Genomic DNA, 15,236 nt, shown 5'->3' with positions numbered 1-15,236 from the left:
GGCGCCCGAAGGGCTCCAGAGCCGGTGGTACACTCGACTTTCGCGCAACTGCGCCTGTAGGTCTTGCGAACATGACGCAAATTTCCGAACGCCTTCTGGTCCAAGCCCACCTCGATGCCAAGCAACCCAAGGTGCTCAGTGCCGAGCAAGAGGCAAGCTTACGTTCTGCTATCGCTGCCGAGCTCAAGGCTCAAGATGCGGTGCTGGTGGCGCATTTCTACTGCGACCCGGTGATTCAGGCCCTGGCCGAAGAAACCGGCGGCTGTGTTTCCGACTCCCTGGAAATGGCCCGCTTCGGCGCCGCACACCCGGCCAAGACCGTACTGGTTGCTGGCGTGCGCTTCATGGGCGAGACGGCGAAAATCCTTACCCCCGAAAAACGGATCCTGATGCCGACCCTGGAAGCCACGTGCTCCCTGGACCTGGGTTGCCCGGTGGAAGAGTTTTCGGCGTTCTGCGACCAGCATCCGGAGCGTACCGTGGTGGTCTACGCCAACACTTCGGCGGCAGTCAAAGCCCGTGCGGATTGGGTGGTGACTTCCAGTTGCGCCCTGGAAATCGTCGAAAGCCTGATGGATAACGGCGAAACCATCATCTGGGGCCCGGACAAGCACCTGGGTACCTATATCCAGCGTCAGACCGGTGCCGACATGCTGCTGTGGGACGGTGCGTGCATCGTCCACGAAGAGTTCAAGTCCAAGCAGTTGGAAGACATGAAGGCGCTGTACCCGGATGCCGCGATCCTGGTGCACCCGGAATCACCAACCTCGGTGATCGAGTTGGCCGATGCCGTGGGTTCTACCAGCCAGTTGATTGCGGCGGCGCAGCGTTTGCCGAACAAGACGTTTATCGTCGCCACTGACCGTGGCATTTTCTACAAGATGCAGCAGCTGTGCCCGGACAAGGTCTTTGTCGAGGCGCCCACCGCCGGTAACGGCGCGGCATGCCGCAGTTGTGCGCATTGCCCGTGGATGGCGATGAATACCCTGGAGCGCACGTTGCAATGCCTGCGTGAAGGCAGCAACGAGATCTTCGTCGAACCCTCGTTGATCCCCCATGCCGTACGCCCACTCAAGCGCATGCTGGACTTTACCCAGGCGGCCCGCCTGAAGCTGGCCGGCAACGCCTGATCCAAGGCTGCCACAATCAAACTGTAGGCGCTGGCTTGCCTGCGATAGCGTTATAACAGTCAATATTGCAGTGACTGATAAACCGCTATCGCAGGCAAGCCAGCTCCTACATTTGAGTTGTGTTGCCTGCTTTATTTCTTTTTCTTTGGGATTCGCACCAACTGCGTGTCCGAATAAATGTCATGCCAGGCCCGCTGTTTCTTGTCCACCAGCGACCAGATAAACCCCAGCCCTGCGCACAACCACGACGCAATCGATACCACAAACCGCAAGAGGGCCTGCCATAGGCTGATGCGCGAGCCGTCCGCGTTCTGCACGCGCACGCCCCACACTTGCATACCCAGGGTCTGCCCGGAATGGGTCCAGAACTTGGCAAAGAAGCCAAACAGTACAAAAAACAGAATCGTCGACAGCAGCGGATCACCGTCCAGAGCGCCGGACTCCGAGAGCGTGCGCATTTTTGCCTCGCCCACAAACGCGATCCACACCAGCTTGTAGAGGAAGGCGGTAACGATCAGCAGGGCGGTACACAACAGGAAGTCATAGAACATCGCTGCCAGACGACGGCCCAGGCCAACGGCGGGGAATTCGCCTTGGGGGCTTAGCAGGTGTTTCGACATGGCTCGGCTCTCTGGAGGAAAAAAGCCATTTTACGGACAAACGCACATAAAAAAGCCTCTGATGTCACCATCAGAGGCTTTTTGTCGCAGTAAGGATCAGGCTTCTGCTTGTACTTCGTCCGCTTGCATGCCTTTTTGGCCCTGCACAGCGATGAAGGTCACTTTCTGGCCTTCTTTGAGGCTCTTGAAGCCGTTGCCCTGGATAGCGCGGAAATGCACGAACAGATCCGGACCGCTTTCTGGAGTGATAAAACCAAAACCTTTCTCGTCGTTAAACCACTTGACGGTACCGCTCTGACGTTCAGCCATTTTCTTATTTCCTTGACGCTAAAAATTAATGACAGCCCCTTTCACATGAAAGAGTACTGGGCTGGGTTGCAGGAAAGTAAGAGACGTCGAACGGGTTGTAGCACAACTACTTCAGCTACTGCCCAGGTCCAGGTTCCAAGCGACCCATGCAAACACAGTGGGCAAACTCTACGCCAACTAACACAGGAAAAACAAGCCCTCTGCAAGCCACGTATTTACTAGCCCTGCTCGCACTTAAGGCAATATTGCCGCGGGGTGTTATTCGATAGATTGAGTCACTTGTTATAGGTTGATCGACATAACATTGACTATCGTCGGCGCACTGTTTTATGGCGGTTGTGTTACAGATTAGTGCAAGTGAACACAACCGCGTTACTTATAGGAACAGTCAATCAGCCACGATAGTAACGCTGTGGCACGAATGGCATTTTACTTACACGAAGTGGCACCTTTTTCCCACGCACCAACGCAGAGACTTCGCTATCCAACGCGGTGAAGGCCATGTCGAGGTAGCCCATGGCGAGCGGGCCGCCCAGGCTTGGGCCGAAGCCGCCGCTGCACACGGTGCCAATCACGGTGCCGTGGTCGTCGACAATCTCTGCCCCTTCACGTACCGGCGTGCGCTCCTGTGGCAACAAGCCAACGCGCTTGCGGCTGATACCGGCCTGCTGCTGGGTGAAGATCCGGTCTGCGCCCGGGAAACCTCCGGCACGCGCACCATCAGCACGGCGGACCTTGGAGATGGCCCACAGCAGGCTGGCCTCAATCGGGGTGGTTTCGCTGTTCATATCGTGCCCATAGAGGCACAGCCCGGCTTCCAGGCGCAGGGAGTCTCGAGCGCCCAGGCCAATGGCAGCTACTTCCGTTTCGGCCAGCAGGCTGCGCGCCAGGCTCTCGGCGTTGGCCGCGGGGACGGAGATTTCAAAACCGTCTTCGCCGGTATAACCCGAACGGCTGACATAGCACTCCACCCCCAGCAGGCGTAGGGGTGCGAACTGCATAAAGGTCATCTTGGTCACTTCCGGGGCCAGGCGCGCCAGCACCTTCACCGCCGCCGGGCCTTGCAAGGCCAACAGGGCGCGCTCTTCAAACAGCGGCTCGATCTGGCAGTGCTCGCCGATATGCTGGCGCAGGTGGGCCAGGTCTTGATCCTTGCAAGCGGCGTTGACCACCAGGAACAATTCATCGTTACCCAGGTTGGCAACCATCAGGTCATCGAGGATGCCACCCTGGTCGTTGGTGAACATGGCGTAGCGCTGCATGCCCACTGGCAGGTCGATGATATCCACGGGCACCAGGGTTTCCAGGGCCTTGGCGGCAGTGGCCCCGGTCAGGCGGATCTGGCCCATGTGCGACACATCGAACAACCCGGCCTGTTCACGGGTGTGCAAGTGCTCCTTCATCACACCCAGTGGGTATTGCACCGGCATGTCATAGCCGGCGAACGGCACCATGCGTGCGCCCAGTTCAAGATGCAGGGCGTGCAGTGGGGTTTTCAACAGGGTTTCGGTGGACATATTCAGCTCCTGAAAAACGTGCTGGCGCGTTTATAAGCATCAGCACTCGATAATGTTGACGGCCAAACCGCCACGGGCGGTTTCCTTGTATTTGCTTTTCATATCGGCGCCGGTCTGGCGCATGGTGCGGATCACCTTGTCGAGGGACACAAAATGCTGCCCATCGCCGCGCAAGGCCATGCGCACCGCATTGATCGCCTTCACCGAACCCATGGCATTGCGCTCGATGCAGGGCACCTGCACCAGGCCGCCAATCGGGTCGCAGGTCAGGCCGAGGTTGTGCTCCATGCCGATCTCGGCGGCGTTCTCCACTTGAGAGACGCTGCCGCCCAACACTTCGCACAGCGCGCCCGCCGCCATCGAACAGGCCACGCCAACTTCACCCTGGCAACCGACTTCGGCGCCGGAGATCGAGGCGTTTTCCTTGTACAGAATGCCGATGGCAGCGGCGGTGAGCAGGAAGCGCACCACGCCGTCTTCGTTCGCGCCGGGGATAAAGCGCATGTAGTAATGCAGTACGGCGGGCACGATCCCCGCAGCGCCGTTGGTGGGCGCCGTGACCACGCGCCCGCCGTTGGCGTTTTCTTCGTTGACCGCCAGGGCGTACAGGTTGACCCAGTCCAGCACCGACAGTGGGTCGCGCAGGGCGGATTCGGGGTTCTTGCACAACTGACGATGCAGCGCGGCGGCGCGACGTTTGACCTTCAAGCCTCCCGGCAGGATTCCTTCATTGCGACAGCCTGCGTCCACGCAGTCCTGCATCACCTGCCAGATCTTCAGCAGGCCGCTGCGGGTCTCGGCTTCCGGGCGCCAGGCGCTTTCATTGGTCAGCATCACCTGGCTGATGGACAGCCCATAGGTGGTGCAATGGCCAAGCAAATCCTTGGCATGTTTGAACGGGAAGGTCAGGGGCGTGGCGTCTTCGACGATCCGGTCGGCGCCGGCAGCGTCTTCATCCACCACAAAACCGCCGCCGACCGAGTAGTACTCGCGGCTGCGGATCTGGATGCCGGCAGCGTCAAACGCACGGAAGATCATGCCGTTGGGGTGATAGGCGAGGGGTTTGCGAATCATCGCCAGGTGTTCTTTCTCGTTGAACGCCATGCTGTGTTCACCGAGCAGGTTCAAGCGCGCGTCGCTGCGCATCTGCGCCAGGCGCGCGGCCACGGTTTCAGTGTTCACGGTGTCTGGGTGTTCGCCCTCCAGGCCCAGCAACACGGCCTTGTCGCTGCCGTGGCCTTTGCCGGTGGCGCCCAGCGATCCATAGAGCTCCACCTTGACGCAGGTGGTGGCGTGCAGCAGGTCGTCACGCTTGAGGCCTTCGGCGAATCGGGCTGCGGCGCGCATCGGGCCAACGGTGTGAGAGCTTGAGGGGCCGATGCCAATCTTGAACAGGTCGAACACGCTTAAAGACATGAGTGGTTCTCCGGTTTCTTATTGTTGGACGCAAGCTGCCCTGTGGAATGCGATCAATGTGGGAGCTGGCTTGCCTGCGATAGCCTCACCTCGGAGCTACTGATAGACCGAGGTGTCTGCATCGCAGGCAAGCCAGCTCCCACACTGACTGCGTTTCTACAGTCAGGTTATGCGTAGCTCTCGATCGACGGGCACGCACACACCAGGTTGCGATCACCAAACACGTTATCGACCCGGCCAACCGGCGGCCAGTACTTGCCTTCGATCAACGACGCCACCGGGTACACCGCTTGTTCGCGGCTGTACGGATGGCTCCATTCACCGACGATTTCGGCAGCGGTGTGCGGTGCGTTCTTCAGTGGGTTGTCATCCTTGTCCAACGTGCCGTTTTCCACTGCGCGGATTTCTTCGCGGATGGCGATCATGGCGTCGCAGAAACGGTCCAGTTCTTCCTTGGATTCACTTTCGGTCGGCTCGATCATCAAGGTGCCGGCGACCGGGAACGACATGGTCGGTGCATGGAACCCAAAGTCGATCAGGCGCTTGGCCACGTCATCGACGCTGATACCGCTGCTGTCCTTGAGCGGGCGCAGGTCGAGGATGCATTCGTGTGCCACCAGACCGTTGCTGCCGGTGTACAGCACCGGGTAGTGCTCTTCCAGGCGACGGGAAATGTAGTTGGCATTGAGGATCGCCAACTGCGAAGCGCGCTTGAGGCCCGCGCCGCCCATCATGCTGATGTACATCCAGGTGATCGGCAAAATGCTTGCGCTGCCGAATGGCGCCGCGCACACCGCGCCTTCCTTGCGTTCCATGGCCGCGTGGCCGGGCAGGAACGGCGTGAGGTGTGACTTGACGCCAATCGGGCCAACGCCCGGGCCGCCACCACCGTGGGGGATGCAGAAGGTCTTGTGCAGGTTCAGGTGGGACACGTCGCCGCCGAACTTGCCAGGGGCGCACAGGCCGACCATGGCGTTCATGTTGGCGCCGTCGATATACACCTGGCCGCCGTTGTCGTGGATGATCCCGCAGATTTCGCGGATGCCTTCCTCGAACACGCCGTGGGTCGATGGGTAGGTGATCATCAGCGCGGCGAGGTGTTCGCGATGCTCGATAGCCTTGGCGCGCAGGTCTTCAATGTCCACGTTGCCACGGGCGTCGCACGCGGTGACGACGACGCGCATGCCGGCCATGTTGGCGGTGGCCGGGTTGGTGCCGTGGGCCGACGATGGGATCAGGCAGATATCGCGGCGTTCTTCGCCACGGCTCTGGTGATAGGCGCGGATCGCCAAGAGGCCTGCGTACTCACCCTGGGAACCGGCGTTCGGTTGCAGGGAGATGGCGTCGTAACCGGTGGCCGCGCAGAGCATGGCTTCCAGTTCGCTTGTCAGTTGCAGGTAGCCGGCGCTTTGTGCGGCCGGGGCGAACGGGTGCAGGGCGCCAAACTCGGCCCAGGTCACCGGGATCATTTCACTGGCAGCGTTGAGCTTCATGGTGCACGAGCCCAGCGGGATCATGGTGCGATCCAGTGCCAGGTCCTTGTCAGCCAGCTTGCGCAGGTAGCGCATCAACTCGGTTTCGGAGTGATAACGGTTGAACACCGGGTGGCTGAGGATCGGCGACTGACGCAGCAGTGCGGCGGGCAGGGTGCTGTCGACGCTGGCGGCCAGGGCGGCGAAGTCTGGCAGGGCTTTACCGCCTGCGAACACGCTCCACAGGGTTTCGATATCGGCTTGGGTGGTGGTTTCGTCCACCGACAGGCCCAGGCGTGCCGCGTCCACTACGCGCAGGTTGATGCGCTGGGCGCGGGCCTTGTCGTGCAGGGCAGCAGTGTTGGCGCCGGTGGCCAGGGTCAGGGTGTCGAAGAACGTCTCTTGTTCAACCGTGAGGCCCAGCGCGGTCAAGCCATTGGCCAGGATCGCGGCCAGGTGATGGATACGCGTGGCGATCTGCACCAGGCCTTTGGGGCCGTGGTACACCGCGTACATGCTGGCGATGTTGGCCAGCAGCACTTGGGCGGTGCAGATGTTGCTGGTGGCTTTCTCGCGGCGGATATGTTGCTCGCGGGTCTGCATGGCCAGGCGCAGGGCCGGCTTGCCGAAACGGTCCACGGACACCCCGACCAGACGGCCCGGCATATCGCGCTTGAACGCATCCTTGGTGGAGAAGTACGCCGCGTGCGGGCCACCAAAGCCCAGCGGCACGCCGAAGCGTTGGGCACTGCCGATGGCCACGTCGGCACCGAACTCGCCCGGTGGGGTCAGCAGGGTCAGGGCCAGCAGGTCGGCGGCCACCGCCACCAGGGCGTTGGCGGCGTGGAAGCGTTCGGTCAGTTCGCGGTAGTCGAATACGTCACCGTTGCTGGCCGGGTATTGCAGCAGGGCGCCGAAGAACGGGCTGACGTCGGTCAGCTCGCGCTCATCGCCCACCACCACATCAATGCCCAGCGGCTCGGCACGGGTGCGCAGCACGTCGAGGGTCTGCGGGTGGCTGTGCACCGAGGCGAAGAAGGCGTTGCTGCCTTTGTTCTTGCTCAGGCGCTTGCAGAAGGTCATGGCTTCGGCGGCGGCGGTGGCTTCGTCGAGCAAGGATGCGTTGGCGATCGGCAGGCCGGTGAGGTCGCTGATCAGGGTCTGGAAGTTCAGCAGCGCCTCCAGGCGACCCTGGGAAATCTCTGGCTGGTACGGCGTGTAGGCGGTGTACCAGGCCGGGTTTTCCAGCAGGTTGCGCAGGATCGACGACGGCGTGTGGCAGTTGTAGTAGCCCTGGCCGATGTAAGTCTTGAACAGTTGGTTCTTGGCCGCGATGGCCTTGATCGACGCCAGGGCATCGGCTTCGCTCAGGCCGTCGCTCAGGCCCAGCACGGCGGTGCCCTTGATGCTTTCCGGGATCACGCTGGCGCTCAGGGCTTCGAGGGAATCAAAGCCCAGGGTCGCAAGCATCTGCTGCTCGTCGTCCTGGCGCGGGCCGATATGGCGGGCGATAAATTCGTTGGCGGTGGTCAATTGAACGGTCATGGCACGCTCCTCAAGCTTGCGCATTGGCTTTGATCAGGCGGTCGTACGCATCCTGATCCAACAGCTTAGCTACCGCATCGGCATCGGCCGGTTTAAAGCGGAAGAACCAACCTTCGCCCATCGGGTCTTCGTTGACCAGTTCCGGGCTGTCGCTGAGCTTGTCGTTCACTGCCAGCACTTCGCCGGTCAAGGGCATGTACACACCGCTGGCGGCCTTGACCGACTCTACGGTGGAAGCTTCTGCACCCTGGTCGTAGGCCTGCAGCTCAGGCAGTTGTACGAAAACCACATCACCCAGTGCGTTTTGCGCGAACGCAGTAATACCTACGGTGACGCTGCCATCGGCTTCGGCACGCAGCCATTCGTGATCTTCAGTAAAACGCAATTCGCTCATGGAAACTCCTCAGGGCCAGAATCGTCTGGTGGACGGGATTGGAATGGGTAAGTCCTTAGCAAAAATGCGGCCAATATATTTTTGTCGTTACAAATCAATAAGTTAAAAAATAATGCCGCGTGTGAGTTCCCAACAGCTGTAGCGAAATCGCTACGCTTCGATGGCAGAAAAAAAGCCTATGCGGATCAAAGCCTTGCATAGCGAAGGACGATCAGCGGTGTATTGAAAACGTTCCGCTGTAGCGTTTTCAATACACGCGTCCCGCTCGATGAAGCGCCAGTGCATTGATTTATGTAGTGCCCCGCACGCCCATGGCCGACCTATTTTCCCCGCTCCGAATCATCAGGACGCGCGACATGAGCCATTCACCGGCGGCACTTCACGACACTTCACAGGCATATGCCTCCCGCGACTACCTCGGGCGTGTGTTTGCCCAGCGCCCGACATTGATGCAGGTGGCCGAGTCGATGATCCAGGACTGGCTCGACGAAGGGTTTGCTGGCGCCGGCCTGCGCGCCACGGCTACCTGGATCGGCGTGCGAACCCAGGCGCCGGGCACTTACGGGCAGCTCACTTGCCTGGGAGATGCGTTGATCCGGCGTCGCATGGGGGCTCAGGAGGGGAGTGACAGTGCAGGTCGCTATCAGTTACTGGTCAGCTCCATCAGTCGAGACCTGGTACCGGCCCCCGCCGGGGTTTCGGTCGACGATATCGAACGCATGCTCGACACCCTGGCCCCTGGGTTGTTCGAGGCCTTCAGTGCGCGGTTGGTGGCCTTCTGGAATGCGCCGGTGGCGGATGATCCTGGCCTCAGTCGCTGGGGCGCGGTGGGCAAGCAACTGCGCGCGTGCCTGCTCACGGCCTGGCAAAACCCGCCGCTGACGTCGCAGGAGGGCAGGCAGTTGTTGGGCGTGGGCGACGGCCCGCAGCAGCTTTGGGGTTATCTGGCGGACCGCCAGGCCCTGGGCCAGCCGGATGCGCTGCATATCTATCAAGTCTATGCCGCCCAGGAAGGCCAGCCGGGGGAGTGGCTGACGCTGTTGGTCCTGCAGCGCCAGGTGGCGCAGCAGCCGGTGACCCTGGTCTATGTGCCGGTGATGAGTGTGCTCAAACTCACGACGCAGGACGAGTTGGGTCACTTGTTGCCGCGCTATATGAGCAACTACAGGCCCGGCCTGCTCGTCAGCTGGGTGCTCAAAGAGCCCCAGGGTGATGTGTTCGATGCACAGGCCCAGGCCTTGCTGGAGCGCCAACTGCGTAACCTGCAACAGGTCAATTGGCAGGCGCTGCCCGGTGTCGACAGCTACAAGCGCCTGTTCAGCCGGCTCACCGCGCCCCAGGTGTGGTTCGATGCCGATTATGTCCAGCAGCCCCACGAAGAGCAGTTGCCCCTCTGGTTGCAGACCGCTGACAGTGCTGATCGATACACCTATGGCCAGTGGCTTGAGCGCTTGGCGCACCTGCAAAAACGCAGCGCTGGCGCATCGTTCCTGGACGGGCTCGATCCGATCGACGTGTATGCGCGCAAGGCGCTGCAACGCCAGATGCGCCTGGACTACCCGCACCAGACGCCGGTCAATCCGGATGATTGCCAACTGACGTTTGAACGCACCCAAGGCGCAACGGCGGGCTGGACCGAGCGCACCACCAAGAGCCTGACGTTGTGGTCGCTGGAAAATCCCTTTGCCACACCCTACGCCAGCGTACAGATCAGCCCAGGGGCGCATGGCGGCTGGGTCACGCCCGGCTACCTGAAAACACTCATCGAAACCGTCGATGTGGGCCGGCACTATCCGGCGCGACTCAAGGCCGCGTTACTGTCAGACCCGCTAGAGTCGGCACGCCGCCGGCGTTTGTTTGTCGAGCAGATGGCGCTGCAACTGCCGATGCGAGCCTTGGAAAATCGCTTGCGTCAACGCCATGGGTTCACCGCGGCAGGCGTGCGGGTGGTGCAGGCCTTGCTGCAGAGCAGTACCGACCAACCCGTTATCGTTGGCCGGCCCCTGGCGTTTCTGACCCATGCCGGCGGCGTCGTCCATAAAGCCAGCAACCTGTTTGTCATCGGCCCGCGGGACAACAGTGAGCTGCCCCATATTCTGTATCGGCCCGATCAGGTCGAAGCTGCGCTCCAGCAGTTCCCCAGCCGCCAGGCGTTGCTCGACGCGATCGCCAGCACAGGCAGCGACCTGCAGGCCGTGGTGCTGGAGCGCCTGGACGAAAACAGCCGGGCGCTGTTTGCCAATGGCGGTTTCCTGCACCCCCATGTCCAGCGTTTTCTGCAGGGCGACGAGTACAGCGCACAGCCAGCGTCCAGCCCGGCCTTGCTCAGTGACGAGGCGGTGCCGGGGGTGTTTCTTGAGCGCGTCTTTGATGAAAACGCCAGGAGCCTCTGGCAGACCGCTGAAAAACAATCCATCTCTACCGAAGCATTACGCTGGACGCTGTTCAGAAATGACCTCTGGCAGTTGTTCAACGCGCTCTTGCCCATGCTCAGGGGGCCGGTGGCGGTGGCCGGGTGGCTGTCCCTGGTATTGGGCAGCTTTCGCACGGTACTCGCGTTGCCGGCCACGGCCAGTGAAGAAGACCGCGCCACGACGCTGGTGGAGTTGATGGGCAGTCTGGCGGGCCTGTTGTTGAGCCCCATCGTCGGAATCGATGAGCGCCTGCGCCTGAGCGAGACCAGGCCCGTCACCCAGCGCTCGATTGCGCGGCTCGACAGCCTGCCGGTCAGGCATGCCCGGCAGACGCCGGCGACGTTCGCCTGGCAGCGCTCGCTAGGGGATGTCACCGGGATGGATTTCTCCTGGGCCAATGCGCGCTTACGGCTTGACCCCACGCAGCAGGCCCAGCTTGAGACCTTCCACTGGTCGCCGGGGCGCGGTGAGCGGTGGCCGGGACCTCCCACCATCACTTCGCCAGATACGCCTGTCCGCGGGCAGGTCATGGTCCGGGACGCGCAGGGGACCGTCCGCCATGGCGATTACCTGCTGCTCGACAGCAAGGTGTACGGGGTCAAACAGGCCGAAGGACGCTGGCGAATCGTCGACCTCAGAGCACCGCTGCGTCAGGGGCCCTGGCTGCGCAAGAATGCGCGCGGGGTATGGAAGCCGGACGTGGGCCTGCAGTTGCTCGGCGGCCAGCCCAAACCCTCGGTCGCCAGCCGTCGCGCGAGCATTCAGCGGCATAACCAGATGCTGGAACGTCTTTACCAGGAGGCGACGACGCGCCTGGTGGCGCAGGAGACGGCGGTCGCTACCGTGCAAAAGCGCTTTCAGAAGGCCCATATGCGCCAACCGGAAAGTTTCACTGAGGCAGACCGGCAAGACATCCGCGCCAGTTTTATCGTGCAACTGGAAAAACAAACCCAGGCACAACTCGCCAAACTGGATGCATTGATTGCCTGTAACGCCAACAAACCGGTGGCGCGGTTCGAGCAGGAAAAGATCCTGCAACTCGAAGACCTCGTCGAAACGCTGCGCATGCAAATGGCGGTGCTGATAACCAGCCGCGCGTCCGAGGCGTTCACCGGTGAGCGCCGCAGCCAGTTGCAAGCGCAATTGGAAGATGAAGACGTCGCCGTTGCCCAGGCCGCGCACCAGACGTTTTTCCAGGCGACGCAGAAGATCATCGGCTACAACGACAAACTGATCGAGTTGAGCATCCTGGAGCGTAACAACCATGCGCGTCTGGCCCAAGTGCCCGGTTACGACGCACGTCCCGACGCGGTGCCGCCTTCGGTGCTCGGGACGCCGCTGGACTGGAAGTCTGTCCAGCTGAAAGCCCTGAGTGGCGTGCTGCTGCGCAGGCCGCCGCTCCTGGAGGAATATGACGACTTCATGCAGATCAGGTCGTTGATCGATGAGGCGATTCAATCGGTCCAGTCACAAAAAACCTTGCAGGCAGCCGGCCCCCTGAGTGTGCAGCAGCGTATCGAGGGGTATGACGCGCTGCTGCTTGAGTACGACAACACCCAGGCGCGCCTGCGCGAGTACGACGACACCGCGGCCGACCTGCTGTACGACGGCAGCATCGGGCACGTAAACCGTCTGCTCAACGCCCTCGAACACGAAGTCAGGGGCTCAATGGCCACACTGCTGCGCGAGCGCGAGCGCACCCCCGGGCGCAAGCCGGGGCCCGCGCTGGGCGCTGGCAAACGCTTGATCCGAGATCGCAAGAACCGCTACCTGGTGGGGCAGGCCCGTAGTACTGCTGCGGCGGTGGACACGGGTGTTGTCGATGTCATCAACCCAGTCGATCAGAGCCTGGTGGCGAGCTTTCGCCAGACACCGGGCAGTGAAGCCTTTGAGACGCTCACCGAGACCAGCACAGCGCCCGTGCGAGCCGTGCGTCCGCTGGAAAAGCTGCTGGGGGATGCGCGCAAACTGCTGGAGCGCCAGGCGATCGTTCTCGACCAGGCGCGCAACGAAGCGCTCCAGGCCAGCCTGCCCGCCAGCGTCGAGGCCAGGTTGTCGCGCCACAGCGAGAAGATGAACGTGGTGGCCGAAAAAATCCGCAAAGCCCTGGGGCAGGACAGTTCCCAGGCCACCCAAGAGCCGTTGCTCGGTGAGCTGGCCCAGGGCTCGCGCAACCTGCGCGAGCAAGGCCGGCTGATTCGCATCGAAATGGTCAAGCGCCTGCCACCCGACGAAGCGGGCATTGCGTATCTGCAAAGCCAGAATCAGGTGCAGATCGTACCGATAGAGGGGCGCATTGCGCTCAAGCGGGCGAATGATTTTTTACAGGAATATACGGTCAAGGACATGGACGGCAAGGTCTTGGCCTACGCCCATTTTCATTACCGCACGCCCGCGACCCCGAATGCCGAGTACAGCGCCGGTCATTTGAAACGGCCGGAACAACGCTTTATGAGCTTTCGCAGCCTGGCCGACAAGACCGACAGCGATGTCATCGCCATCTATTATTCGCGGATCAGCGCGGCCATGGCCCAAAGCCTGTTTTTCAGCGCCACGGGGGCGGTCATGCAACGCGGGCGGCGGATCTTCTGGTGAGTGCCTGGCTCAGGGTTTGCCGGGGATACCGTACTTGCGCAACCGATGGGCGATCGCCGTGTGGGATGTTTGCAGGCGGTTGGCCAGTTGGCGTGTCGAGGGATAGCTGACGTAGAGCTTTTCCAGCAGGCTGCGTTCGAAGTCCTCCACCGCTTGCTCCAGGCTGTCGACCTCGCCGTCGCTCTGGCGGGCGACCGAGGTGCCGGCGATGTCCAGGTCGCCAATGTCCACCAGGTTGCTTTCGCAAATGGCGGCGGCGCGGAAGATCACGTTCTGCAACTGGCGCACGTTACCCGGCCAGCGGTTACCCAGCAGGGCCGGGTAGGTGCCCGGCGCCAGGCGGCAGACCGGACGCTGGATCTGCGCGCAGGCCTGCTGCATGAAGTAACGGGCCAGCAGCAGGATGTCCTGGCCACGCTCGCGCAGCGGCGGGACTTCGACATTCAGCACATTGAGGCGGTAGAACAGGTCTTCGCGGAACGTGCCTTCAGTGACCATTTTCTCCAGGTCGCGGTGGGTGGCACTGAGGATGCGCACATTGACCTTGACCTCACGGTCGCCACCGACCCGGCGAAAGCTGCCGTCATTGAGAAAACGCAGGAGCTTGGCCTGCAGGTAGGGTGACATCTCGCCAATCTCATCGAGAAACACCGTGCCCTGGTTGGCCAGCTCCATCAGCCCCGGCTTGCCGCCGCGCTGGGCACCGGTGAAGGCGCCGGGGGCGTAGCCGAACAGCTCGCTTTCGGCGAGGTTCTCCGGCAGGGCTGCGCAGTTGAGCGCCAGGAACGGCGAACTATGCCGCGCACTGATGGCATGGCAAGCGCGGGCCACCAGTTCTTTGCCGGTGCCGGTTTCGCCCTGGATCAACAGCGGGGCATCGAGGGCGGCGACCCGTTGCGCGCGGGTCTTGAGGGTACGGATGGCCACGGATTCGCCCAGCAGCGCATCAAAGCCTTCGGCATGGTCATGGTGCAGGGCTGACAGCCGCTCACCGATCCGGTTGGGCGGGTACAAGGTCAGCAGCGCGCCCGCATCGGTAATCGGCGTGGCGTCCAGCAGCAAGGTCTGGCCGTTGACGCTGATCTCGCGCAGGGGCAGGCGAAAGCCATGTTCAAGCAAGGTGTCCAGCAGTGCCGGATCGTCAAACAGCTCGGCGATGCTTTCGCCCGCCGGCTCGCGACCATACAGGGCAATCAGCGCCGGGTTGGCCAGCAGCACCTTGCCGGCACTGTCCAGGGCCAGTACCGGGTCGGTCATGGCCGCCAGCAGCGCGTCAAGTTGCAAGTGGCGACGCTGGCCGGGAAGGATATCCACCACCGTCACCGCTTGTACGCCGTGGACGCTGAACAGTGCGTCGCGCAATTCTTCCAGCACTTGCACGCTCAGGGTCGGCGCGTCGATGTAGACGTTGGGTGGGATCATCTCCACCGCATCCAGGTTGAGATTGCGCCCACCGAGCAGGGCCAGGACTTCCTGGGTGATGCCGACGCGGTCGATGAAGCTGACGTGGATACGCATGGGGCGGACTTTGATTCTGCAATGCGGAGGGTGGCCAGTATGCCTGAGCGGGGGTGGAGATCAAAAATGTGGGAGCTGGCTTGCCTGCGATAGCGGTAGATTGGTCAGCCCATGAGTGACTGATAGATCCCTATCGCAGCATAGGTATCTACACAACTATCTTCTTGGTGTGTGTACATATCCGTTGCTGCGGTCACGGCGGCTATTGGTTCCGCCCTTACGGCGGGTCACTTTGGAAAAGAGCCCCAAAGTAACCAAAGGGCTCTTGCCCCACCACTCGGTGCCTCGCCTAGGCTCGGCATGCCC

General features: G+C 61.8%; 9 protein-coding genes. 2 read left to right on the top strand and 7 right to left on the bottom strand.

All coding sequences use genetic code 11. The features are described 5' to 3' along the window. Positions 1–71: 71 nt before the first annotated feature. Complete coding sequence (gene nadA / locus BHC62_RS05415; RefSeq protein ID WP_029300280.1) at positions 72–1,130, top strand: quinolinate synthase NadA; 1,059 nt, start codon at positions 72–74, stop codon at positions 1,128–1,130. Positions 1,131–1,261: 131 nt separating this feature from the next. Here nadA and BHC62_RS05410 read toward each other — a convergent pair whose 3' ends face one another. The 6 genes from BHC62_RS05410 to gcvH form a co-directional block, all read right to left on the bottom strand. Continuing rightward, positions 1,262–1,750 (bottom strand): RDD family protein, encoded by a 489-nt coding sequence (locus tag BHC62_RS05410; RefSeq protein WP_029300279.1) that lies wholly within the window; start codon positions 1,748–1,750, stop codon positions 1,262–1,264. Positions 1,751–1,846: 96 nt separating this feature from the next. Continuing rightward, positions 1,847–2,059, bottom strand: a complete 213-nt coding sequence (locus BHC62_RS05405; protein ID WP_029300277.1) for a cold-shock protein — start codon at positions 2,057–2,059, stop codon at positions 1,847–1,849. Between the two features lie 392 nt (positions 2,060–2,451). Then, positions 2,452–3,576 (bottom strand): glycine cleavage system aminomethyltransferase GcvT, encoded by a 1,125-nt coding sequence (gcvT, locus tag BHC62_RS05400; protein WP_070994427.1) that lies wholly within the window; start codon positions 3,574–3,576, stop codon positions 2,452–2,454. A 39-nt stretch (positions 3,577–3,615) separates the two neighbouring features. Then, positions 3,616–4,992, bottom strand: a complete 1,377-nt coding sequence (locus tag BHC62_RS05395; protein WP_070994426.1) for an L-serine ammonia-lyase — start codon at positions 4,990–4,992, stop codon at positions 3,616–3,618. A gap of 167 nt (positions 4,993–5,159) precedes the next feature. Continuing rightward, complete coding sequence (gene gcvP / locus BHC62_RS05390) at positions 5,160–8,009, bottom strand: aminomethyl-transferring glycine dehydrogenase (RefSeq protein ID WP_070994468.1); 2,850 nt, start codon at positions 8,007–8,009, stop codon at positions 5,160–5,162. Positions 8,010–8,019: 10 nt separating this feature from the next. Continuing rightward, complete coding sequence (gene gcvH, locus BHC62_RS05385; RefSeq protein ID WP_029300273.1) at positions 8,020–8,403, bottom strand: glycine cleavage system protein GcvH; 384 nt, start codon at positions 8,401–8,403, stop codon at positions 8,020–8,022. A 356-nt stretch (positions 8,404–8,759) separates the two neighbouring features. Between gcvH and BHC62_RS05380 the strand changes: the two genes are divergently transcribed. Continuing rightward, complete coding sequence (locus BHC62_RS05380) at positions 8,760–13,412, top strand: hypothetical protein (protein ID WP_070994425.1); 4,653 nt, start codon at positions 8,760–8,762, stop codon at positions 13,410–13,412. A 9-nt stretch (positions 13,413–13,421) separates the two neighbouring features. Here the strand turns inward: BHC62_RS05380 and BHC62_RS05375 are convergent, their stop codons facing one another. Then, positions 13,422–14,930: a sigma-54-dependent transcriptional regulator gene (locus BHC62_RS05375; protein ID WP_029300271.1), complete on the bottom strand. Its 1,509-nt coding sequence runs from the start codon at positions 14,928–14,930 to the stop codon at positions 13,422–13,424. Positions 14,931–15,236 lie beyond the last annotated feature (306 nt).

Source organism: Pseudomonas sp. 06C 126, from assembly GCF_001855215.1.
Lineage (GTDB): Bacteria > Pseudomonadota > Gammaproteobacteria > Pseudomonadales > Pseudomonadaceae > Aquipseudomonas > Aquipseudomonas proteolytica.
The sequence above is the reverse complement of the archived record's forward strand: the minus strand, read 5'-3'. Positions and strand labels throughout refer to the sequence as shown.